Consider the following 23,767-nt stretch of genomic DNA (forward strand, 5'->3'; position numbering starts at 1 on the left):
CCCACTGATGGTTAGTTGAACCAATCGGGCTTTTACGGGCAGTTATCCCCCACCTATCTTTCTCGTTTCTCTCTGAATCTTGAGGTGGGGGTCTTACTGCCCGTTAATGCGGGATAAAAAACTTAACAAAGTTAACAAACTAATAAAAACCCACTGTTTAGCCCTGTTTTTTGACCCCCCTTCCAATTTTTACGCTAAAATTTCATAAAAATGTAATTACATAGAAGATTATATTTTTTATGGAAATTAAAGTAAAGGTAGATATTTGTATATTATGTAAAAATATGTATATAAATTTAAGGGGATGGAGTTAATAAATCACTATTAGCACCTGAATGTATTGGATTTTATAAAATTTTATACTGTATTTATTAAAGTTGATAAATAATTAACGATAAATTCTAAATTAACAAACATATGTGTTTGTTAATGTTAAGGAATTTGGAGATAGCTCTCTTTGTCAACGGCTCTCTAAAAGCCGATTACTTTCTTTGTTTTCTGTTCTTCTTTAACTCAAATACCCGTTTGCTGAATAAAAAAATACGTTTCCACTTAATGTAGAAACGTACCTATTAAGAATAAAGCCTAATAAAATCAATTTCACTTAACTAATTTATACATAAGAATATCATCCACATATTCATTATCATTAAATTTAAATTCTTTAATTTTACGACCTTCCTCAATGAACCCCATCTTTTTGTACAATGATATTGCCCTATGATTTGTTGAGAAAACTCCTAAACTTACCTTCTCAATGAAAGGATTCTTCTCTGCCCATTCTAATAAGGTTTTTAGTAGCATTTTTCCAATTCCTAGTTCTCTGTGACCTTTTCTAATTAACATTCCAAAAGAACCTGTATGAGACAATCGTTTTCTATTTTTAGTCATTTCAAATACGATCCAACCAACAACTTCGCCGTCTTTTTCAGCTACAATTAATGTTTCATTTTCACTCTCCAATATGTTCTGTACCCATTCTTTTTGTTGAGATGATGTTTTATTAAACTCTTCAGATACCGAGATTAGAAACTCGCCTTCAGAAACAACTGCTTTCTGTATGTCTAAAAGTGCTTCGGCATCTTCTATTTTTCCAGTACGCACAATGTAACTCTCAATATCTTTTGAAATCGCCAACTATATCCCCCCTATTTAAATTCTATATTCCCTAATAATATCCTTTTGAACGAACCCGTCTTCGTTAGGTTCATAACCTCTTAATCAAAAAAATTGAAAATTCTTTTTTAAACCTTTAATATATACTCTGACTCAGAACATGAAGTTATACGAAAGCATGAAAAAGGAGGTTTTATATACGGTTTTTACTACAATTATAGACTGAGAGGTTATGCTATGTGGCAGAATAAAAATGTATGGATTGTTCTCACAGGTGAATGTATTGCTGGTGTCGGTTTATGGCTTGGGATTTTAGGTAATTTAGAATTCATGCAAAAGCATGTTCCATCTGATTTTATGAAATCCGTTATTATGTTTATTGGTTTATTAGCTGGCGTTCTTGTTGGTCCCATGGCTGGAAGATGTATTGACCAATACTCCAAGAAGAAAGTACTTTTATATGCAGGATTTGGCCGTGTCGTAAGTGTTACTTTTATGTTTTTCGCTATTCACTACGAAAGTATTTCATTTATGATTTTATTTATGATCGCCATTCAAATTTCTGCTGCTTTTTATTTCCCTGCCTTGCAATCTGTTATCCCACTTATTGTTCAGGAGCATGAACTATTACAAATGAACGGAATTCACATGAATATCGGAACAATCGCTCGTATTGTTGGTACTTCGCTCGGCGGTGTTCTTCTCGTCATCATGAGTTTAAAATATATGTATGCTTTTTCGATGGCTGCATACGCATTTTTATTCTTTTCTACTTTTTTATTGAACTTTGAAGATACAAAAACAAATATTACAAATGAAAAGAAACGTCAAAATACAAGTTTTATGGAAGTATTTCGCATTTTAAAAGAAATCCCAATTGCGTTTCGCGCTTTAATTTTAAGTATTATTCCACTATTATTTATTGGCGGTTTTAATTTAATGGTTATAAATATTAGTGAAATGCAGCATGATACAACAATTAAAGGGTTTATTTATACAATTGAAGGTTTATCTTTCATGCTTGGTGCGTTTGTCATTAAACGTTTATCCGAACGTGTTTCATCATATAAGTTACTGTATATCTTTTCATTTTGTATTGCTTTCTCTCACTTATCTCTCTTTTTCAGCGATATAAAATGGATGACACTTGTCTCTTTTGGTATGTTTGGTTTTAGTGTCGGCTGCTTCTTTCCTGTTATGTCAACCATTTTCCAAACGAAAATTGACAAAAGCTACCACGGACGAATATTCTCATTCCGTAATATGTTTGAACGTGTAATGTTCCAAATTGTCTTACTTGGAACTGGTTTTTTCTTGGATACAATAGGATTGCAATATATGGTGCTTATCTTTGGTGTTATTTCCTTATTTATTATTTTCATTTCAATATTACAGCAAAAACAAGTAAGCAAAAATACTTCTCAAACATCCAATATGTAGGAGCCATCTCATTTTTGAGATGGCTTTCATTATTATAAAATTAGTTCACCAAAATCGCCTATTTTTATGTTTCCACTGTTTGCTTCATCAGTATCAATATGCATGTCTAAAGCATATGTATCCTTCACTCGGATTAATACTTGATTAAAAATCAATCCTCTATCACCTTTAACTTTAACACTCACATATTGTCCATCACTCACTTGAAACTGTGCGGCATCTTGTGGTGTCATATGAACGTGCCGCTCAGCGACAATTACCCCTTTATCAATTTGAATTTCACTATTTGGACCAATTAGGGTAATACCAGGTGTCCCGTCAATGTTTCCTGATGAGCGAAGCGGAGCATTTATGCCAAGATTACGAGCATCTGTTTTCGAAATCTCTACTTGTGTAAATTTGCGAACAGGTCCAAGAATTCTTACTTTCACAATTTCGGCTTTCTCTGTTTTGATCGTAACTGTTTCTTCTGCTGCGAATTCTCCTAGCTGAGAAAGCTCTTTTGCTACCGTTAATTCATAACCATGTCCAAAAAGCTTTTCTAAATCTTCTTTTGTCACATGGATATGACGATTTGATACACCAATAGGAATTTGCTTCATTTTTATTTCTCCTTTTGTCGATATACACTCTCTATTATTTCCTGCTTTTTTAAAATTAGTTATAAAGTGAAACTTTAATCAGTGGGAGTTTTCTTCATCCCCCACTGATTATTAGCCCTCACCAATCGGGCATTTACGGGCAGTTTATCTCCCACCTAACTTCTTTGCTTTCGCCGAATTTTGAGGTGGGAGTATTACTGCCCGTTAATGCGGGATAAAAATAGCAGATAACAAATGTGCTTACAGTTTGAGTTTTTTGTATACGTATTGTTTTTGTTTTTTTAAATACGGTAAAGGAAATTTTATTATCATCGCTATTTTTATATTCCCATTAAAAATGGTAAAATGAATTTGTGTGTGTTTTCAGAAAAACAAAATAATACGAATACCCAGATAAATTCCAATACAAACAACAGTATTTTAGGAGGCGTTATTCATGAATTACACGCTAGCAACTCGAATGAAAGCATTTCAATCATCAATTTTTAGTGAACTAGCAGCATATAAAAAAAAGAAGATGGCAGAAGGTCATGAAATTATTGATTTAAGTATTGGAAATCCAGATATGCCACCAGCTGATATTGTAATAGAAACACTCGTAAGTGCCGCAAATGAAAAAAAGAATTATGGATATACATTAACAGGTACACAAGAATTTCATGAGGCTGTAACAGAATATTATGAAATGAATCACCATGTTACTCTAAATGCTGATAATGAAATCTTATTATTAATGGGATCACAAGACGGACTTGTTCATTTACCAATGGTTTTTGCTGATCCAGATGATATGATTCTTGTTCCCGATCCCGGTTATACAGCATACGCAACAGGACTTGCAATGGCAGGGGCAACGCCGTATTTTATGCCATTGAAAAAAGAAAATCATTTTCTTCCTAATTTACATAGAATCCCAAAAGAAGTTGCTCAAAAAGCAAAAATGATGATTTTAAACTTCCCTGGTAATCCCGTACCGGCAATGGCAACGGAATCATTTTTTACCGATGTGATTGCTTTTGCAAAAGAACATAATATTATTGTCGTTCATGACTTCGCTTATTCTGAATTTTATTATGATGATCAAAAACCTATTAGCTTTCTCTCGGTTCCTGGAGCAAAAGACGTTGGTGTGGAAATCAACTCTTTATCTAAAAGCTATAGCTTAGCTGGCAGTCGTATTGGCTATATAATCGGAAACGAAGAAATTGTCGGAGCACTTAAGCAATTTAAATCAAATACAGACTATGGCGTCTTTCTTCCCATTCAAAAAGCAGCAACTGTTGCTCTAAAAGAGGGGGGAGCATATTGCGCAGCAAACCGGTCGATCTATCAAAAACGAAGAGATACACTGATTGATGGCCTGGCAGAAGTAGGTTGGTATGTTGAAAAACCAGCTGGAAGCATGTTTGTATGGGCAGAAATCCCAAAAGGCTATACTTCTTTAGAGTTTGCATATGCATTAATTGATCGTGCCAATGTCGTTGTTACACCTGGTCATGCATTTGGTCCGCATGGAGAAGGATTTGTTCGAATTGCTCTTGTTCAAAATGAAGAAAAGTTAAAACAAGTAGTTAACAACATGAAAAATAGTGGGATTTTTTCTAATGAGGGTGCTTTAATCGAAAATTAAATACAAATTTTAAAACGACATAAAAACCCTCTTTCTTTTTAGGTGAGCGAGAGCATCTGGCCGTGCATAGAAGCGGTCAGAGCCTTTTCCTGCCACATGCAAGATTTAAAAAGCGATGTTGTATTCAGCATAGCAGTGACTTATAAAGAAAAGCGGAAGCGGCTCGCTCAGAACAAGAGGGGGATGGAGCTTCTGACATAGAGGCGCTTTTTGCCTCGTCGGAAGACGCGAAACCACCGACTGTTTTAGCCGCTGGAGCTGGATCATAAAGAAAAGTGGAGCCGACTGTTTAGGCCCGTTGGCTAAGGTTCTTTCACACAGAAGGTGTTTTTTTATCTTCTCGTGTGGAAGGTTCTTAGACATGAGGGCTTAGGAGGCAGAGCTAGACAAAGATGTCGAAAAATGAAAATGGATTTATATAAAAGCAAGGGGTTTCGTTTTATAATAGGTATACGAGAACACACTTACTGTTCCTCTCTCTTATCTAGGCCTAGTAGCTACACAATAATATATAATCAAGGAGATAATGCATGAGTAAAATTAACATTCAAAGCATACTGCCGCATCGATATCCTTTTTTAATGGTTGATCGTATCGTTGAAGTGGAATCCGGCAAGTGGGTAAAAGGGTATAAAAATATAAGTTGCAATGAATGGTTTATAACAGAATCACAAACGACGATGCCACACATGTTAATTGTTGAAGCAATTGCGCAACTCGGAGCATTTGTCAGCACGGAAAATACTGATGGGTTAGGATTTCTCTCATCACTCGAAGGAGTAGAATTTTTAGGATCCGTTCAGCCTGGTGATCGATTAGACCTATATTATGAAGTGATTCGCAATAGACGGGGATTCGTTCTCGGAAAGGGTCATGCCTCTGTAAATGAGAAAACCATTGTCAGTGTAGATAAATTATTAGTGTATATGGAGTCTTTGTAACAATGAAGCCAAAGTCAATTTTATAAAAATTAGAACAGTGATACTTGTGCTCACTGTTCTTTTCTCTTTCTAAAACCTCTCATTTTTAAGATCCTTCGGCGCCATAATCTTTTATATTTATTTTCACGGTATATTTGATTGGAGCTTTACTAAATGTTTTATCCCAATCTTTTTCGACTTTTTTCCATACTTTCGGATACTTAATTCTTAATATGTTTCCAAAACCAGCAACATCGACTTCATATTCTTCTTGAATTTTTTTTAGTGTATGATCCACTAGTCTATTCACTTCTTGTTCAGCTGCTTTTTCTGCTTTTGTTAGAAATTTATTATTAAAAGGTGTTCCTGAAGCAACCCAATTTTCAGATATCCGTCCCTCTGATTTGATATTTACATCAAAAGAAATTTTGTTTCTTTTAACGTGAGGAGTGATCGTACTTTTCATCGATATAACCTCATACATAATGATTTGTCCTGTCTCTTTATCACGGCCTTTCACTAAACCACCTTTCCCCTTCCCGCTTATCCACGTTAAACCTTCCAATTCCTCTTCATTTAAAAAACCGTGCAGTTTTTTTGTCTTTCCTTTAATAATAGCAGCTCCCGAAAATTTTACTTCTCCATCTGACGAAATCACATTTTGCAAAAGAAAACTAGATCCAGATTGCATTTTACCTGGTAATTTAGCAAGCGGCACAGGAGGTAAAATCCTTGATGTTCTATACTCATTATCTGCAATTCCATACAAACGAAGCGCCGGGATTTCTCCTTTTTCTTTCATTTCTAACGTCTTACTAGCTCGTTCTTTACTAATTAACATGAGACAGCTTGGTCGAATCTCATTATCACGAAGATAAAGATCAAGTAACTTTTTCAAACTATACGAACGTGCGAGGTCTGCACTAATAACAATTACTTTCGTGTGGTGAAAGATTACGGGCCGATCCCTTCTTAACGAAACTTCACGAATCATTTGATGAAGAGAATCTCCGGTTTCAGAAACATTCGTATAAGCTTTTTGTCCGGGTGCTCCGCCCTTCCCACCTCCACCTGAAGATTGCGGTTTAACGAATTGGTAGGTTGTTGTTATAATATTCTTTTTTGAATATCCCTTAGCCTTTTCTTCTAGTGCTTTCTCAGCAGTTGACTCCTTCCCTTTATCAAATGCCAAACCTACCTCGAAACCTAGTTCTTCAATTTCATGACTGCTCCAGCAGCCTGTTAGAGAAAAAAGTAAAAGAACTGACGGTAATACCAGAAGGAATCGTATATTATTAAGACTTTGTTTCATACTTTCCCTTCCTCCATCTCACAATTATGAGGAGAAGAATTGGCAATATACCGAATAAGAACATAGCCGAATTACCAATCATATCCCCAAGTTTGAATAAGTCGTTAATATTTTTTGGAGTTAATGCAATGATGTAAACGACTGGCAGTAATCCAAATAAAAATGAATGAATGTTCTTTTTAAAAAGTTGAGCCAATCCAAAAGCAGCAGCATAGTAACAGATTGAATACGTTGAAAAGATTTGCATAATCCATATCACGAGCAATAAAGATTCAAACCGTTCAAATATTAAACCAGGGATTTCAAAGCTTCTCATAAGATCAATTGTTGGCCACGTCCTCGTGACTACTCCATCGACAGATAACGCTCCAATAACCATCACTACAGTAATTACATAAAAAACCAAGGGAATAGCAGTTCCAACTAGAACAACTTTTACAGCTTTGTTCGGTTGCTTCATAAACACCAATAGGAGCAACATGATTTCCGCGCCTGAATATGCGAGAGTTGTTGTTTTTAACCCTTTTAGTACAGGCATAAAACCTAATCCTAATACCGGACGAAGATTATCTATCTCAAATATTCCAATACTCATAAAGGCAGTCAGTAAAAAAATAAATACTGTAATTGGGAATATAATTCCAAACATACGAGCCATTGGATTTATGCCACCTATCATTAAATAGAGACTCACCCACATAAATGTCATAATAATAGCCCAGTTGGGGGTTCCTTCCAGTAAAAAGAAATTTGTTACTTCTTCCAGTATTCTTACTTCATATGAGGCAAGAGTAAAAAAGTGAACGATAATAAATAGACTAAGTAACCCGCCGATCCATTTTCCTACAATGTCTTGGCTGTATTGATAAAATGTTTTTTCGGGAAATTGTTGGCTTAATTTGACTATGATTATCCCCGTAACCATCGCTATCAACCCGCCGATAATAACAGTTATCCAAACATCAGGTGTTTTCACTTTCTCTGCAGCTGTTCTAGGTAAGGTGAGAATACCGGCTGCAAGTATATAATTAATTAGAACGACAGCTGCTTGTGAAGTCTCAATTCGATCTTTAGGATTGGTAATCATCACTGGTCACTTCCTTTTCAAAGTAAGCTATCCTTTTCGTATTGGATCTTTCGGATGTAGCATCTCCGGACGTCGTTTCATCATCTGAAATGGAGCGCGAACGATAAAGTCTTTCCAATCACTTGTTTTATAAGGAACCGCTGGACTAACGTATGGTACACCAAAACTCTTTAGTTTCACCAAATGACTGCATAAGAAGAGAAAAAACAGAATAAGTCCGTACAATCCAAACAAAGCAGCGCAAAACATGCCTGCAAAACGAAGGATGCGAAGTGGAATTGCTGTACTATAAGGCGTGAGCGCAAATGAAGAAATGGCCGTTGCGGCTACTACGATAACCATAATAGGGCTAACAATTCCAGCTTCTACCGCTGCCTGCCCGATGATTAGTCCGCCCACGATTCCCATTGCCGAGCCAATTGGTTTTGGCAAACGCAGTCCGGCTTCTCGTAAAATTTCAATAGCTACTTCCATAAGCAGTGCTTCAATAATCGCAGGAAAAGGAACACTCATCTTTCCTCCTATGATAGAAATGGCTAACTTAGTTGGAATCAATCCAGGATGAAACGAGATAAAGGAAATATACAAAGCAGGTGTAAAAAGAGAAATGATAGCCGCTCCAAAACGTAATATGCGGAAGAGAGTGCCTGGAATCCAACGTTCATAATAATCTTCAGGCGATTGCATCATCATGCTAAATGTAACTGGAGCGATTAACACAAAAGGCGTTCCGTCTAATAAAATGGCAACTCGCCCTTCCATCAATGCAGCAATGACACGATCAGGACGCTCCGTACTCTGTACTTGTGCAAAAAGACTGAAGTAATTATCTTCGATGAGCTGCTCTATATATCCTGATTCCGGTACATTATCAATGTCAATTTTTTGAATTCTCCTCTTCACTTCTTCTACTAATTCTGAATCAGCAATCTCATTCATATAAGCGACGACGAGGTCTTTTTTTGCCCGCTTTCCTACTTGGAATTTTACTAATGACAAGCCTGCATTTTCACCATGACGTCGTAAAAGAGCAGTATTATCACTTAAAACTTCCGTGAATCCGATCCGCGGACCTCTGACTGATACCTCTGAAATAGGTTCTTCAACATTCCGAGTTCTTCCTTTTGTTGTACTGAGAATCAATACTTCCGATGAACCATCAACCAAGAGTCCCGTTGATCCTGTCAATACTTTTGACATCAACCCCTTAATATCATGAACTTCTTTTATTTCACTAATAGAAAGGACTTGCTCTTTAATAAACTCTTTTGAAACTGTCCCTTCCCTGTAAGATGAGTCATTCATGTATTCTTCATAAAAATCAACCATTAATGATTTCATAATATGTGTGTCGATGAGCTCTTTATCTGACAGTCCTTCTACAAAAATGATTGCCGCTTTAATACCTGTACGCCCAATGTTAAATTCCCGAAAGTGTACATCTGAGTTATAACTAATTTCTTTCTTTACGAGTTCCAGATCCAAAGTGAAATCGCCTATAAACTTTTCTTTTGGGTCTGGAATAGAACTAACTTTCTGCTCTCTCATTCTTATCACTCTTTCTCTTAAAAAGCTTAGTGTGCATCCAGATTAAGCGGTAGCCTTATACTATATTAACTTCAGCAGCAATCAAAAAATTTTCCTTAGTATTGCAGCAAATGGTTTCCAGACTGAGAGGAAATTGATAAAGTTATTTTTCTGTGGTTGACCCCAAAATAAATACAGTTAATCATTTATTCCTTTATCCCGCTATTCGTGGGCAGTAATACTCCCGCCTCAAAATTCAGCAAAAGCATTGTCCAGCTTCAGTGGCTAGAATGTTCGGTGGCTTCGCTTCTTCCTAAGAGGTAAAAAACACCTCTTAGGAAGAAGCTCCATCCCCCTCACATTCTGAACGAGCCACTTCCACTTTTCTTAAGAAGTTAGGCGGGAGATAAACTGCCCGTAAAAGCCCGATTGGTGAGGGCTGATAATCAGTGGGGAATGAAGAAAACCCCCACTGATTAAAGTTTCACTTTATTTCCCCTCTAATTTATGAATCCAACTAAAAATTTTTGAAATCATATACGGGATGAACAATACAATAAAAGCTTGCCCAAAAACTTTCCACTCCGGAAGGTAGGAAACAATCGTTTTCCACATGTTAACCATCCTAAATCATCAAAATTTCTTACGCATTATTATGTGTGATGTGCGGAAATTTAATCCAACAAAATACGCTTTACTACCATATAAAAATGTAAACGAAACAGAGGTCATGCTTCATAGCGTGACCTCTGTTTCGTTTATTTATTTTGCATATAAGTATTTACCTCGACTGTTGCTAAAAACGGACTTAATTCGTTTTTATAATAAATATATAACTCGTGCATAGCACGTGTGCAAGCTGTATAGAAAAGCTTACGTTCGCTTTCTTTTCTATATTGTTGGTTTGAAGCATTATAAATAATAACAGCGTCAAACTCTACACCTTTCGCTAAATAGGAAGGTACAATAAGTACTCCCGAATCAAAAGAAGTGGTTTCTTTTTCGATAAGGTGAATTTGTATATGTTGCTGTAGTATGTCATATGCCGCTTTGCTTTCCTCGGCAGTTTTACAAATAATCGCTATCGTTTTATGATTATTTTTTTTCAAATATTGAATCCGATTTACAATTCTTTGGTGTAAATCTTCATCCGTTTCTACTGCTTTTATAACAGGTTTACTCCCCTCGCGCTCAAAGGGTTCAATACCGTTTCCTTCTGAAATAAGTTGCCGTGTGAATTCAATAATTTGTTTCGTTGAACGATAACTACGTGTAAGTTCAATCCGCTTACTTTTTTCCTCTCCATATAAAGCATATAATTGCGAAAATCCATTTTCAGTCGCATGCGCATGTATCGTTTGATTAAAATCACCAAGTACCGTCATTTTACTATGTGGAAATAATCGCTTCAAAAAGGTAAACTGAAAAACAGAATAATCTTGTGCTTCATCAATAAATATATGCCTTGCAGATGTATTTCGTTGTAATTCCTCAAGCTGATCTTTTATATATAAATAAGGCGTCGCATCCTCATAAGCCATCTGAAAGCGCTGTATACGTTCCACTGTTTCTTGGCATATTTCTTTCCAATATAGCGGTAATTCAGTCTTGCTCGTAAATCTCTCAACAAACAACGGATTTGCAAACAACTGTACATAAATCGCAGGTACATTCATGAATTGGAGCCCTTTCACTCGTTTACGAAGTGGCTTAAAATGCTTTTTCACAATCATTGCAGCTAACATTTGTTGTTCACGTTCAAAATCATCAAATGTATTATCGTCATATTGTTTCTCTTGTTGAAGTTTTTTATGAATTTTAGCATACGTCTCTTTATCTAATAGCTGTATTTCTTCTTCCACCCAAAGTTCTTTTCGTTCTAGCAGCTCTCTTTTCTTTAATTCTTTTAGCAGCCACTCAGAAATTAATTTTAGTCGATTAGGAATCCTCATCGACAGAGGAAAAGAATAAAATTCCTTTTTTATTTCCTCTTTTGAGATTAATACATTTCCGCGAAACTTCACATCTTTAAAAAGCATTCCATCTTGTCTCAAATACGTCACATAGTTATCTACAACTTTCAAAAAAGAGGCACTTGCTTTATATTGAATACCTTGCATACGTACGAAATATTTTGAGTCTTCTTTCCCTGCAAGTACATATTCCATTTGCGTAAACGGATCTTCTACATGAAAAGTTTTTTCTATATGCTCTTCTAAATAGTCTTGAAATGTTGTTTGTTTCATATTATCTTCTCCTAATTCAGGAAGAACAGTCGAAATATAACTATTAAACATTGGATTAGGAGAAAAAAGAATGATTTGATCTGCATGTAATGTATCTCGATATCGGTATAGTAAATAGGCTACACGCTGCAATGCAGCCGATGTTTTTCCACTTCCTGCTGCTCCTTGCACAATAAGTAAACGACTCGTTTCATTGCGAATAATTAGATTTTGTTCTTTCTGAATCGTAGCAACGATACTTTTCATTTGTGTATTTGCATTCTTCCCTAACACTTCTTGTAATAAGGCATCACCAATTGTTACTCCCGTATCAAACATACTGTCTATTTGACCGTTACGAGTGATAAATTGTCTCTTTAAAGTTATTTCTCCTGTAATCATTTCATTTTGCACCTTATACACGGCCGAACCCAACGAATAATCATAATACAGACTAGATATTGGTGCTCTCCAATCATAAACAAGAAATTGATCTGTACTCTCATCAAAAAACGAATGAATGCCAAGATAAATTTGATCGGGACTTCTTTCACTTTCTTCTAAAAAATCAATTCTCCCAAAATATGGAGATTGTTCTAGTCGTTTTAACATGGTCAGCTGCTTGTTTGCATGATAGTGACTACGTTCTCTTTCAGCTAACAACTCTGCTTGTTGCTTTATACTTGCTGCTGTTTCAACGGCCTCTTCAGCATTATCAAAGTTAGCTGTTACATCGTCCCAAAAGTTTTTCCGAATATGAACTACCTCTTTTTGCCCGCTGCTTACATATTGTTGAAGACTCTCCACGCGCTCTTGAATTTTTTTTACAACTTCCTCTATTCGATGCTGTTCTCTCTCCCACTCTCGTTCATGCCGCTCCATCTTGTCACTCCTTATCGAAAAAAAATTTGACCAAAAGTTTGACAAACACAGGTGATTTTTGTTACAATTATATTGGATAATTATCGAATAAAATCAAATTTTCCAACAGGTCATTTTTTAATTTTAGCACACTCATATTTCTTAGTTCAACTATAATTCTAGACATTTTGTATACAACGGATTTTTCACTTCAAAAAACTTAGTTTTGCTGTACGTTAAGAACGAACCATGAACCGTTTTGGGTAATGAGTTTCATATCATAGATTAATTAATTGTAAGCATGTAATACAAGAAAAGCGATTTATCTTCTTTTAAATTCAGTTATTCTTGTAATAAATGGATAAATTTGTTATAATAATAGTAACATTTTTTCTTTTCAAAAGAGATGCAAGCGGGTATCTCGTTATCGAGCTTTTATCTGAATAACAGAGATCAAGGGTCTTTTGGACCATTTGAGGAACATTTTTCTTCAAGTGTGTCTAAAGACCTTTTTGTGTTGGTCTAAAACGAGAAAAGAAAATCCAAGAAAAGCAACACCTCTGGAATCAGCAAGAAAGACAGCAAACAAGTGTCCAGAAAAAAATATAAATAAACTCCCTGGATTAGAGGGTAAGTAAAGGAGTTGACAATGATTGTACCTATAATGCCATTTACTTTTATCGCTTTTGCAATTTTAGAGCTAGAAAACTCGTATCTTTAAATTCATGATGACAATTACCTATTCTAGGAGATGATGGAATGGAAAGTTTGCCTTGTAAAGGTTGTAAAGGAATGTGTTGCGGTCCTGTTCCAATTACAGAAAACGAGTTAAAAAAAATAAAAAAGAAGTTAAAAGCAATGCCTACTAAAAAACGCCTAGATTTAAAGCAACAACAACGATATTTTGGGACCTGTATTTTTTATGACGAAATTAACGATCGGTGCGGCATTCATTCGATACGTCCATTCATTTGTCGAGCATTTGGGAATTACAAAAATCTTGTTTGTATTCGCAAACCAGAATTAGCTTCTACAAAAAACTATATAGCCAATGAACGGCCTGTCGGTATTTTGAGTGTTGATTTTACTTGGAAAGACTTTTCTTAATAGAGTAAAAGTTTTTGAAGAATTGTTTATTGAAGCCTCACCCGAATTTTAACGAAAATATACGTTAAGTAAATTTCGACATAAAACAAGTTAGATTTTCTACTCTAACTTTTTCTAATAATGAAAGGTAAGACTGAGATATATGAAAAAAATAGGTCATATTTGGAATTACAATCCAAACTATGACCCATTTTTGTTTTATACTAGTATTTCACCTTCGATTTACACATCCTTATTCCTTAATATCCCATTTAACCCTATCACTTCTTATCCATGCACACTTTATGTCATTGAATTTCGATTACTCTACTATTTCCATTCTTCGCAATTTGTACTTTTGCATACATCCCCTCCCCTTTTACAAGAGTAACAGGAACTTCACGTGCACTACCTATCGTAACATATCCATAATTCATATATCCTTTTATCCAAATTCCCTTTTCTTTCGGGTAATGATTGAATTTTATTTGATCTATACGATAATTCTTTCCTTGTTCTTTTTTCAATTTTATAAACACAGGTATTTTTGTTTCCTTTTGTCTTTCACGATTCAACATCATTTCGTTTGCTTCCGCTTCTATTTTGAACGAAAACCACACTTTTTTCATATCTCTTAATTCTTTAATTGGATTTCCCAATTCTAGTAATACAATTTTACTGTTATAATAGTTCCATTCTTGTTGTGTAACAGTACCTAGTAAAATAAAAGTGGAAAGTATCCCTACTACCCATACGTGTTTTTTCTTGTATGTGCTGTTATGTTTTATAATGTTCTCTTGTTTTTGCTGCTTTTTTGTTTGTAACAATACAACCCCTGCCAGAAACAACATCCAGCTCAATCCATAGTTTCCCATGTAATTTGTCTCATACATAATAAGATTCGTAAACAAATAGATAACGATACCAATTCGCTTTATTACAGTATCCCTTACATACAACATGCCTAGTACAAGAAGTAATACATATCCACCATGTACACCTACAATAAACCAAGGATCTGCACCTTCGTATTTCCCTAACAAATAGAAAAACGCATATATCATTCCAAACCCAACACTATTTCGTAATAAAAATTTGTTTTTCCGTATAATCGCAAAAATGAAAAATCCGATATGAATGAGTACGAGATAACCCATACTTGTTGTATACTCCGTATCTCTCATACATTCACTTATTATGACTCCTTCTAATAACCACCATAAACTATATTGTTCTGCCTTATGTTTTGCAAATAACCAATACCCAAATACGCAACTAGCATACAACAATCCCCATATGTAATGGTGACTTGTTACAAGCGTTGTAATTCCTGCTGTGATAGCGAAAACAAATAAAAAAACACGCAAAAATTTTGCTGCTATTTTTTTATATCCCCAAATTCCAAGTACACTTAGCGTAGCGCTTACAATCATGATTATGCTACTTTCTCTTACAGTTTCCCATAAAATGAAGTAAAGACTCGCAAGGAAAAGAACACTTCCTATTGAGCTTACTAAAACATATAGCACGTACTCTCCTATTTTTCGAGAGTTTGTGTTCGTTTGTTTCTTTTTTTCTTGCCAAGTGAAAAATAGCTGTGAAATAACAACAAACAAGCCGACAAGTCCCATCAATATATAAGAGAGATTCATCGTTAAATTTACAAATAAATTCGTTATGTCTATCAATGCATACAATGACCAGGACGTTAAGATTGCACCAGTTGTTATTTTATATAAATGTCCTTCTTTTATCTTTTTGAATACAATAATGTATGTGAGTGTCATAAAGATTGCACACACCACTTTTACCCAGTAACTAGGCTCTCCTCTCTCATATAAACTTGCAAGATATACCATCCATAACCCTAATAAGCTAGCTGTATAAAATAAATAGCGCCCCGGCATTTTTCGTTCCAAGCAGTACCATATAATTGAAGCAATCGTTATAATAATAGATTGCCATTTGTGTGATACAACAAACCACGTCATTTCATCTATATTTGATAAAAAGAAAAGCAATGCTCCGCCGCCAAGCACATACCACTCTGGTTTTTTATCAGTGAAATAAAGATATAATACCGGAAGTAGCCAACTAACAGAAAGCCACATTTTCTCATTTTCAATACCGTAAATATTTCGAAGCATCCAACATGACCACGCATAAGCAAGATATATAGTTACACGTATCCCTCTTATAAACAACATGTTTGCAAACATTACATTTCTAATCGCAAAGTACCATACGATTGCAATGATCGGCACTCCTAATACCGCTAAACTTTGATACACCGTTAACCATGAATAACGCATCGACATTGTTAAAACGATATAAGCAGCAAGTAAAGACCATACTCCAAGTATTCTAAACATATCATCTTTCCAGTTCCTCATTTCCCATCCCTCCTTCTACAAGTTTATTCTTTTTATACATATTTCCCCATACTTAATTTTAGTTACGAAATCTATAAAAAAGAGAAAGCTCAATGTTTCTCCTTTTCCATAGAAACATCAAGCCTCTTAAACACTCTATTCTAACCTCGATGAAATTTTGATAACTTCCCTTTTCTATTCCCTCTACAATAATTCTGCTATAGCTTTTATCACGACCTCTGGATTCTCCAATTGAATCGAATGACCGGCCCCTGTTTGAATATGCTTCGTACAGTTCGTTAATTGACACAAAAGTTGCTGCTGCTCTTTCCATGTTGGATCTGAATTGTTAGAACTAATTACAATTACCGGTAAGTTTTCTCGTAAATTTTCTGCTCGTTTTACTTGTTTCGCTGATTCTTCGCTGTACAGCATTTCTTTGTAAACTGCTTCGTATGCTCCGGGTGTATATCCCACATGTTTTACATGATTTTGAACTTGCGCAGGAAGTCTTCTCCCTCCTACCGGTATTTTTAATAAGCGCGGCAAACCAATAGTTGCGGTGATATACCCTAATCTCATTTGTTTTAAACTTTTTACGTATTGTTGTGACCTATCTGTGTCCATTTCCTCTTTCAAGTATCGATTTTCATGGACCGCATCAATCAATACAATACCTGCTACTTCATCAGGATATTGACTTGCAAATAAGCGCATATTTAGTCCTGCAAATGAATGTCCTACTAAAATATAAGGAGGAGAAATTTTCATTTTATCCAAAGCCATTTTCAAATCATTCACCACTTCTTGACTAGTCGATAAACCACTTCTCGTATCGCTCCAGCCATACCCAGCCCGGTCAAAAGAAACAACCCTTGTAAACTTTGATAATTCAGGCTGAACAAGACACCAAGCTAAACAATTTCCGCTTAATCCTGCATCTAAAATAACAGTAGGATTTCCATTTTCTTCACCGGAAATAATAGCATGAACGTTGCAACCGTCGATATTCACGATACTTCCAGGTTCTTTCGTTTCATTCTTTTTTATTATGTACAGATTTGTGGCTGTAAACGGAAATAGTACTGTGCTAATTGCTGTTTTTAAAAAATAATCGGTTTGAAAACTCATGGTAATGATTGTACTCCCATCTAGTTTTTTAATAATCGTTGTTCTCGCAATTAAACAAAGTTCTTCCAAAAATGAGTAATTTCAATTTATCCCTCTCCATACTAATTATTCGCCATTTTTTATGAAATCTCTCTTAAAAACTGTATATTTTCATTAAAATTCAAAAAAATCACCCTATTTTTACATTTCAGGGTTTACAAATGTTACCCAACTGTATATACTTACTTACGTAAGAAAAAATTTCCAAAGGAGGTCGAATGATATGATGAAAGTAGCTGTATATGTAGCACCTGTTTCACAATCAAATAAATGTTCGACCACCCGTATGGAGAATTGAAAATCGTGTTTACTATGATTTAAATTATTCTGCCACAGGAGGTCGAATGCCTTCCTGTGGCTTTTTCATGCCTTGCCGCAGGAGCACTCTGTCTTCCTGCGGCTTTTTTGTGCGATTTTCATATTCTTACAATTTTATACACTTGAAAGGAGTTAAAAATAACATGACATTTCATGTATTCTTTTTAACGATTACGATTCAAAAAACTCGTTTATCTGAAGAAGAACTTGAACAAAAACAACGTGTTCAACAAATCGTGGACGAAGTAAAAGATCGTCAAATATCGTTTTATAACCATCTGTAATTATAAATACCAAATAGCGATGAAAGGAGATGTTTAGAATGATTTTATCAAAGCGGAAAATTATGATTTGGATTGTAGAGGTAGACTCCGCATAACAGAACGATATAAAGTGAAACTTCCATCAGTGGGGATTTTCTTCATCCCCCACTGATGGTTAGTTGAACCAATCGGGCTTTTACGGGCAGTTATCCCCCACCTATCTTCTTCACTTCTCTCTCAATCTTGAGGTGGGAGTCTTACTGCCCGTTAATGCGGGATAAATACAAATTAACAAATCGACATAAAAACCCTCTTTCCTCGGATAAAATTTGACGGGCAAACAAAAACAAGGTTGTTATATAAAAATATATGCAACCTTGTTCTCAATTTTTATTTATTACTTGTTTAAAACTCTAATGCATTTACTTTATCTTTTACTGTATTCACTTTCTCAGATTGATGAGAAAGTTGCGTGCATTCACGAAATGCAAAATGTTTACATCCTATGCATTTTTTCGTATCCAAATGCTCTAAAGCATACGTAATTGCATCTCCTGTATGTTCAAAGAAGTTCTGTTCCTCAATCTCAGCATACAGTCCATTTCTAACTAAAGTTGTTTTTAGTTCAGATTGAATTCCTGAGACTAGAAGTATACCACCTTGTTGTTTAAAAGAATGAACAATACTTCTAAAGTAAGACTCTCCTGTAGTATCAATAAAAGGAACTTTTCCCATTCGTAAAATTAAAACTTTAGGTTTATAATGAATGGTTGCTAAAATGTTTTGTTCAAATGTTTGAGCAGCACCAAAGAATAAAGGTCCTTCTATTGTATAAATGCTAATTTGCGGACAATCATGAGTTTTATTCACTACATGTGGTAACAATTTTTCATTCTTTCTCGAATGATCTGGAAGCACTTTAGATATAACGAGCATGTTGCTCATACGTTTTGTAAATAAAATAATAGCTAAAATAAGGCCGATTTCTACAGCTGTTGTTAAACTCGTAAATACAGTAAACAAAAATGTTACAAGTAATACAAGCGAATCTCCACTCTTCATTTTAAGGATGTGAGCAAAATGTTTTTGTTCACTCATGTTCCAAGCTACCACCATTAAAATGGGAGCCATACTAGCAAGTGGAATATGCGAAGCATATGGAGCTAGTAATAAAAGTGTTAATAAAACAAGTATCCCATGAATAATACCTGACATCGGCGAAGTAGCTCCGCTTTTAATATTAGTTGCTGTTCGGGCAATCGCTCCAGTTGCTGGAATTCCTCCAAATAACGGTGTAACAATATTAGCAATTCCTTGACCAATAAGTTCTTTGTTGCTGTTGTGCTTACTATTTGTCATACCATCTGCTACAACAGCAGATAGAAGTGATTCAATACCACCGAGCATCGCGATAACAAATGCCGGACCCATTAACTGCTTTATACGCTCTAATGTAATTTCTGGTATATGAAACTGCGGAAGTGTATTAGGTATCGTACCATATGCTGTACCAATAGTAGGTATATGACTTGAGAAAAATACCGTTGCAATTAAAGTTGAAATGATAATACCTACTAATGAACCAGGTACTTTTGGAAAAAGCTTTGGTGTTATGAGTATAACAACAAGGCAAATGATAGCTGTTATAATGCTGTAATAATTGATAGTATCAATATGAATAAAGATTTCTTTTAGATTTGCTATAAATGCCTCATGCTTTTTTATGCCTGTTAGACCTAAAAAGCTAGCAATTTGCCCTGTAAAAATACTAACAGCAATACCTGATGTAAAACCAACTGTTACAGGACGCGGGATAAACTTAATTAAAGATCCCAGTTTAAAAATACCCATAAGACATAAAAGAATTCCAGCTAATAAACCCGCCAGTAATAAATTTTCATATCCATAGGTAATTACAATACCTAAAAGAATCGGAACAAAAGCACCTGTCGGCCCTCCAATTTGATATCTCGAACCACCAAATAGCGCAGTAAGAATCCCTGCAATACATGTGGTATAAATCCCATACTCTGGTTTAACCCCAGAAGCTATAGCAAAAGACATAGCAAGTGGAATCGCAACAACTCCGACAATCGTTCCTGAAAGAAGATCCTTTTGAAAGTGACCCAACGAGTATCCTTCAAATCTTCCTGTAAATAACCCTTTCATTCTAAACCCTTCTTTTCTGTTTTTAATAAATCTTACTTTTTCTGAAAGAATAACTACCTCTTAATAAATTTGAATTGTAAATACATTTCCCATGCTCTTATATAAGGAAATCATTAGCTTAATATTTACTATACGTTTTGCTCAAATGACGTTCTAATTCACCTATATCTCCGTCTTCTTCCACATAGGTTTTTAACCTTTCTGCTAGAAGTTCCCCCTCTCGGCTATCTAGCTTCTTTGTATCTATAAATGATTTAATCCATACCTTATCTGGCGTATGATCTCCACGAAACATTTGACCTGGAATTTCACTCCAAAAACGATTCCATTCTTCTAATAATCCTATTTGATCAAATAAAAAACTTTGCATCCCACATAACCAGGCTGTACAAGACGTGTTTCTCTTTTGACACCCAACTTCATCTTGTAAATGTTGGCATGAAAAACAACATGAATTCCCACTTTTAATACATACATCACAAACGTGATGAGCTCCTACTAAGCGAAATATTTCAATTCCATGTTGAATAATAACTTCTTTCTTAACTTCGATACTCAACTTCCTCCTTAACTATCGTTTTATCGTCTTCGTCATCTAGTTCTTCCAACATTGAAATCGTATCAATTAAATGGTTATTAAAAATTGCTCGTGCAGCTTCCAGTAAGTTCATAATCATAGGATCTCGAAGAGAATATAAAACTCGTTTCCCATCTTTGGTGCCAACAACAATATTTTTTGCACGTAGTACACTTAACTGTTGTGAGACTGCAGAACCCTCCTTATTAAGAATACTTTGAAGTTCATTTACACTTTTTTCACCTTCTGACAACAATTCAAGAATACGGATCCGTAAAGGATGTGATAAGGCTTTAAAAAAATCAGCCTTAAACTGTTGCATTTCGTTTCCCATTCAAACGCCTCCATAACTTCCTTTTCATTTTAATGACTTTAGCAGTATTCTATACATCTTCAAATGTTTGAATATGTATAGAATACTGCTAGCATAAATAATTTTCAATAGAAATTTTTAACTTTAAGTAACGGATGAAAGTCAAATAACCCATACGTATCTTTTAATTATTCGTATTACATTTATACTTAAAACGAAAAAAGACCAGTTACAATCTGTAACTGGTCTTCTTTCTATTTCTTATTTCTTTTCAATTTAAAAAGCCTTACTAAGTTTGAAATGATCGTTTTCGTCACGGCATAGGTTGGTACAGCTAAAATCATTCCAATAATTCCAGCAAAATTTCCGACACCAAGAATTAAGATGATAATTGTTAAAGGATGAATATTTAGTTTTTCACTCATAATTCGCGGCGATAAAATATTACTCTCAAATTGCTGAACAATCGTTACCACAACAATAACCCATACCGCTTGCATCGGCGATACAAATAGCCCAACAATAACCGCTGGCGCTGCCCCAATAAACGGACCTAAATTTGGAATAATATTCGTAAATGCTGCCACAATCCCTAAAATAAAAGCATAAGGCAATCCAATAATTAAATAACCAACAAACGTGAAAGCTCCGACAAATAAACAAACAAGTGCTTGTCCTTGAATATACGCCGCGAGGGTTTCATTCGTTTCTTTAAAAACACGAAGTCCTTCTTCACGATATGATTCTGGTAAAAAACGAACTGCTGCTCCAGGGAATTTATGACCATCTTTAAACATATAAAACAAAATAAATGGAACTGTGAAAACAACTAATGCAACGTTTGTAATAATACCAAATACTGCTGTTGCACTCGCTGTAAGTGTATTTGGTATTTCTTTCAAATACGCAAGAGCATGCTTTTCTAATGTCGCTAACGAAACATAATCTTGCGTTGTAAGCCATTGAAATAGCTTATGATTCGATAAATCTGTTATGTACTCTCTCCCTACTTTAATATACGTTGGCATGTTCGTTATTAAATCCATCAGTTGATGAGATACAGTTGGAACTACAACGCCGACTGCAACAGCTATTAATGTAATAATAAATACATACAGTAACAAAATGGCTAAATTTCGCGGTACCTTTTTGTTCTCTAAAAAGAGCAGCACAGGATTAAACATAAAATACATAAATGCAGCAATTAAAATAGGAAAAAATAAAGTGGATATAAAAATACCGATTGGTTGAAATAAAAACGAAATTTTTGTACAGATAAAAATAATCGCTACAGCCATCAATACTTCTAATGTCCAAAAGTGAACTTTTGATTTCAAAAAAAGAGCCTCCTTTTAAATTTCTTTTACCATTTTAACAAATCGAAGCAAAAATTTATATGTTATTTCCTCGTTCTTTATTCCAAAACATAAATAAATAAACTACAATAAAGACATATAAAGTGAAACTTTTGTCAGTAGCGTTTTCATTCCCTGCTGGTCATGAGTTGAACCAAACGAACTTTTACGGGTAATTATCCCCAACTTATCTCCTTTGTATTTCTCAAAGTCGTGAAATGGGGATTTTATTGCCCACAAATAACAAGATAAAAATTTGCAACTAAAAGGTGATAACTATGCCAATATGCAGTATATGTAGAGATGATAAACAATGTATAGAACAATATGTAATTCCAGAAGTGTTATGTGGATATTACTATATCAACACAGTGTGTGAAACATGCAGTGAAAACGTAATAGAAAGTGTAGATCGTCTATTAATTAGCCATAAATTAATACAGTATAAAATAGATCAGCTTAAACAGCAAATTGACTCTCCTCTTCTTCTAGATATATATGATGATAAAGATTATACAAATGAAGAAACGGATAGTGATGAGTTCCAATTCTCAAATTCCCTCATTATGAAACTATGTAAAAGACATGATATCTCACTTCATAATGAAATATGGAAAGAAGAACGAGTAACAAAAGTTGCGGGTTCTATTCAACGTGAATTACTCCTTGATAACCGCAAATATAAGATGAGTTTATTGAAAATGGCTTATTTATTTGCTGTACATACAATAGATGGTTATTTTCATGATCCCGACGCAGTTGTCATTTCTAACATTTTATCTAACATAGATTTCATTGAATTAAAAGATCGAAATATTGTACGAGATTTAAGCAAAAGTTCATTGTGGAACACATTAAGTACCAATTGTGAAAACCATTATTTCATTTTATTAAGCGACAAAGATGGATTATTTTGCTTTATTCGTCTCTTTGATGTGTTTGATGTCGTTGTTCATCTGTCTAAAAAAAGATACAGTCTTCCGTCACCAATTGTTGGTGTGAATGACGCAATCAACCAAGTGTTTTATAAAAAAAGTTTGAAAGAATATATGAATGGATTATTCAAACCAACAATCGGAATGCAATCTTAAAAAATAATCGATGTAGTTTCAAAAAGAAGAACGTACGCTCTCCTTTTTTACATAAACAAGATTGTGCTATAATAACAATGAAAAGAACGATACAATCACATAAATTAGCATATAAATAAAAAAAGACTAGCGTGCGGCAACACACTAGTCCCATATAACTCAGTAGAGTGGATTATTCATTATCCTATTTGTTTCTCATGAATTTGACAACCCACCTTCTATTGGCGTAGAGTGGGTTGTTATTTTTTGAGCTTGTCGATTAATAATACGACAAACGTTAGCAATGCAACGAGAAAAAGACCGCCTTGCAAAAGCAACGTAAGTTCACTCAAA

20 protein-coding genes are annotated in these 23,767 nt (G+C 34.8%); 6 read left to right on the forward strand and 14 right to left on the reverse strand.

Annotation, left to right across the window (positions count from 1 at the left end; all coding sequences use genetic code 11):
* Positions 1–600 precede the first annotated feature (600 nt).
* Positions 601–1,137 carry a GNAT family N-acetyltransferase gene (locus MR076_RS11060; protein WP_242220533.1) on the reverse strand — a complete coding sequence of 179 codons (537 nt, stop codon included), beginning with the start codon at positions 1,135–1,137 and terminating at the stop codon, positions 601–603.
* A 216-nt stretch (positions 1,138–1,353) separates the two neighbouring features.
* Here MR076_RS11060 and MR076_RS11065 point away from each other — a divergent pair, with 216 nt between their 5' ends.
* Complete coding sequence (locus MR076_RS11065; RefSeq protein ID WP_242220535.1) at positions 1,354–2,556, forward strand: MFS transporter; 1,203 nt, start codon at positions 1,354–1,356, stop codon at positions 2,554–2,556.
* 32 nt (positions 2,557–2,588) lie between these two features.
* Here MR076_RS11065 and pduL read toward each other — a convergent pair whose 3' ends face one another.
* Positions 2,589–3,158 (reverse strand): phosphate propanoyltransferase, encoded by a 570-nt coding sequence (gene pduL, locus MR076_RS11070; RefSeq protein ID WP_242220537.1) that lies wholly within the window; start codon positions 3,156–3,158, stop codon positions 2,589–2,591.
* A gap of 436 nt (positions 3,159–3,594) precedes the next feature.
* Between pduL and MR076_RS11075 the strand changes: the two genes are divergently transcribed.
* Together MR076_RS11075 and MR076_RS11080 are read left to right on the forward strand one after the other, a co-directional pair.
* Complete coding sequence (locus tag MR076_RS11075) at positions 3,595–4,788, forward strand: LL-diaminopimelate aminotransferase (RefSeq protein WP_242220540.1); 1,194 nt, start codon at positions 3,595–3,597, stop codon at positions 4,786–4,788.
* A gap of 530 nt (positions 4,789–5,318) precedes the next feature.
* Positions 5,319–5,729, forward strand: a complete 411-nt coding sequence (locus MR076_RS11080) for a 3-hydroxyacyl-ACP dehydratase FabZ family protein (RefSeq protein ID WP_242220542.1) — start codon at positions 5,319–5,321, stop codon at positions 5,727–5,729.
* 85 nt (positions 5,730–5,814) lie between these two features.
* Here the strand turns inward: MR076_RS11080 and MR076_RS11085 are convergent, their stop codons facing one another.
* The 5 genes from MR076_RS11085 to helD all read right to left on the reverse strand — a co-directional run bounded on the left by MR076_RS11085 (position 5,815) and on the right by helD (position 12,741).
* The gene (locus tag MR076_RS11085) at positions 5,815–7,020 is read right to left on the reverse strand and encodes a Ger(x)C family spore germination protein (protein ID WP_242220544.1); all 1,206 of its coding nucleotides are present in this window, start codon (positions 7,018–7,020) and stop codon (positions 5,815–5,817) included.
* Positions 7,004–8,107 (reverse strand): spore germination protein, encoded by a 1,104-nt coding sequence (locus tag MR076_RS11090; RefSeq protein WP_242220545.1) that lies wholly within the window; start codon positions 8,105–8,107, stop codon positions 7,004–7,006. Before MR076_RS11090 ends, MR076_RS11085 begins: the two co-directional genes overlap by 17 nt.
* 27 nt (positions 8,108–8,134) lie before the next feature.
* Positions 8,135–9,655, reverse strand: a complete 1,521-nt coding sequence (locus MR076_RS11095; RefSeq protein WP_242220547.1) for a spore germination protein — start codon at positions 9,653–9,655, stop codon at positions 8,135–8,137.
* A 468-nt stretch (positions 9,656–10,123) separates the two neighbouring features.
* Complete coding sequence (locus MR076_RS26375; RefSeq protein WP_277928448.1) at positions 10,124–10,249, reverse strand: hypothetical protein; 126 nt, start codon at positions 10,247–10,249, stop codon at positions 10,124–10,126.
* 143 nt (positions 10,250–10,392) lie between these two features.
* Positions 10,393–12,741: an RNA polymerase recycling motor HelD gene (gene helD / locus MR076_RS11100; RefSeq protein ID WP_242220549.1), complete on the reverse strand. Its 2,349-nt coding sequence runs from the start codon at positions 12,739–12,741 to the stop codon at positions 10,393–10,395.
* A gap of 738 nt (positions 12,742–13,479) precedes the next feature.
* Here helD and MR076_RS11105 point away from each other — a divergent pair.
* Positions 13,480–13,827: a YkgJ family cysteine cluster protein gene (locus MR076_RS11105; protein ID WP_242220552.1), complete on the forward strand. Its 348-nt coding sequence runs from the start codon at positions 13,480–13,482 to the stop codon at positions 13,825–13,827.
* Between the two features lie 287 nt (positions 13,828–14,114).
* Here the strand turns inward: MR076_RS11105 and MR076_RS11110 are convergent, their stop codons facing one another.
* Both MR076_RS11110 and MR076_RS11115 read right to left on the reverse strand, forming a co-directional pair.
* Complete coding sequence (locus MR076_RS11110) at positions 14,115–16,199, reverse strand: hypothetical protein (RefSeq protein WP_242220553.1); 2,085 nt, start codon at positions 16,197–16,199, stop codon at positions 14,115–14,117.
* 183 nt (positions 16,200–16,382) lie between these two features.
* Complete coding sequence (locus MR076_RS11115) at positions 16,383–17,309, reverse strand: alpha/beta fold hydrolase (RefSeq protein ID WP_242220555.1); 927 nt, start codon at positions 17,307–17,309, stop codon at positions 16,383–16,385.
* A gap of 500 nt (positions 17,310–17,809) precedes the next feature.
* On the opposite strand from MR076_RS11115, the gene MR076_RS11120 reads away from it, so the two are divergent.
* A complete protein-coding gene (locus tag MR076_RS11120; RefSeq protein WP_242220558.1) occupies positions 17,810–17,950 on the forward strand; it encodes a YrzI family small protein in 141 nt (46 codons plus the stop codon).
* A gap of 384 nt (positions 17,951–18,334) precedes the next feature.
* On the opposite strand, the gene MR076_RS11125 is transcribed toward MR076_RS11120, so the two are convergent.
* From MR076_RS11125 to MR076_RS11140, 4 genes are all read right to left on the reverse strand, one after another.
* Positions 18,335–20,098: a SulP family inorganic anion transporter gene (locus tag MR076_RS11125; RefSeq protein ID WP_242220560.1), complete on the reverse strand. Its 1,764-nt coding sequence runs from the start codon at positions 20,096–20,098 to the stop codon at positions 18,335–18,337.
* Between the two features lie 118 nt (positions 20,099–20,216).
* Entirely contained in the window at positions 20,217–20,657 is a 441-nt protein-coding gene (locus MR076_RS11130) for a DNA mismatch repair protein (RefSeq protein ID WP_242220566.1), read from the reverse strand.
* Positions 20,641–21,009 carry an ArsR/SmtB family transcription factor gene (locus MR076_RS11135; RefSeq protein WP_242220568.1) on the reverse strand — a complete coding sequence of 123 codons (369 nt, stop codon included), beginning with the start codon at positions 21,007–21,009 and terminating at the stop codon, positions 20,641–20,643. Before MR076_RS11135 ends, MR076_RS11130 begins: the two co-directional genes overlap by 17 nt.
* 233 nt (positions 21,010–21,242) lie before the next feature.
* Positions 21,243–22,325: an AI-2E family transporter gene (locus tag MR076_RS11140; protein WP_242220570.1), complete on the reverse strand. Its 1,083-nt coding sequence runs from the start codon at positions 22,323–22,325 to the stop codon at positions 21,243–21,245.
* 296 nt (positions 22,326–22,621) lie between these two features.
* Here MR076_RS11140 and MR076_RS11145 point away from each other — a divergent pair, with 296 nt between their 5' ends.
* Positions 22,622–23,434, forward strand: coding sequence for an HNH endonuclease (locus MR076_RS11145; protein WP_242220572.1), 813 nt, complete (start codon positions 22,622–22,624; stop codon positions 23,432–23,434).
* Between the two features lie 239 nt (positions 23,435–23,673).
* Here the strand turns inward: MR076_RS11145 and MR076_RS11150 are convergent, their stop codons facing one another.
* Positions 23,674–23,766 carry a putative holin-like toxin gene (locus MR076_RS11150; protein WP_090914879.1) on the reverse strand — a complete coding sequence of 31 codons (93 nt, stop codon included), beginning with the start codon at positions 23,764–23,766 and terminating at the stop codon, positions 23,674–23,676.
* Position 23,767 lies beyond the last annotated feature (1 nt).

Source organism: Bacillus cereus group sp. BfR-BA-01380 (assembly GCF_022663535.1).
Lineage (GTDB): Bacteria > Bacillota > Bacilli > Bacillales > Bacillaceae_G > Bacillus_A > Bacillus_A cereus_BB.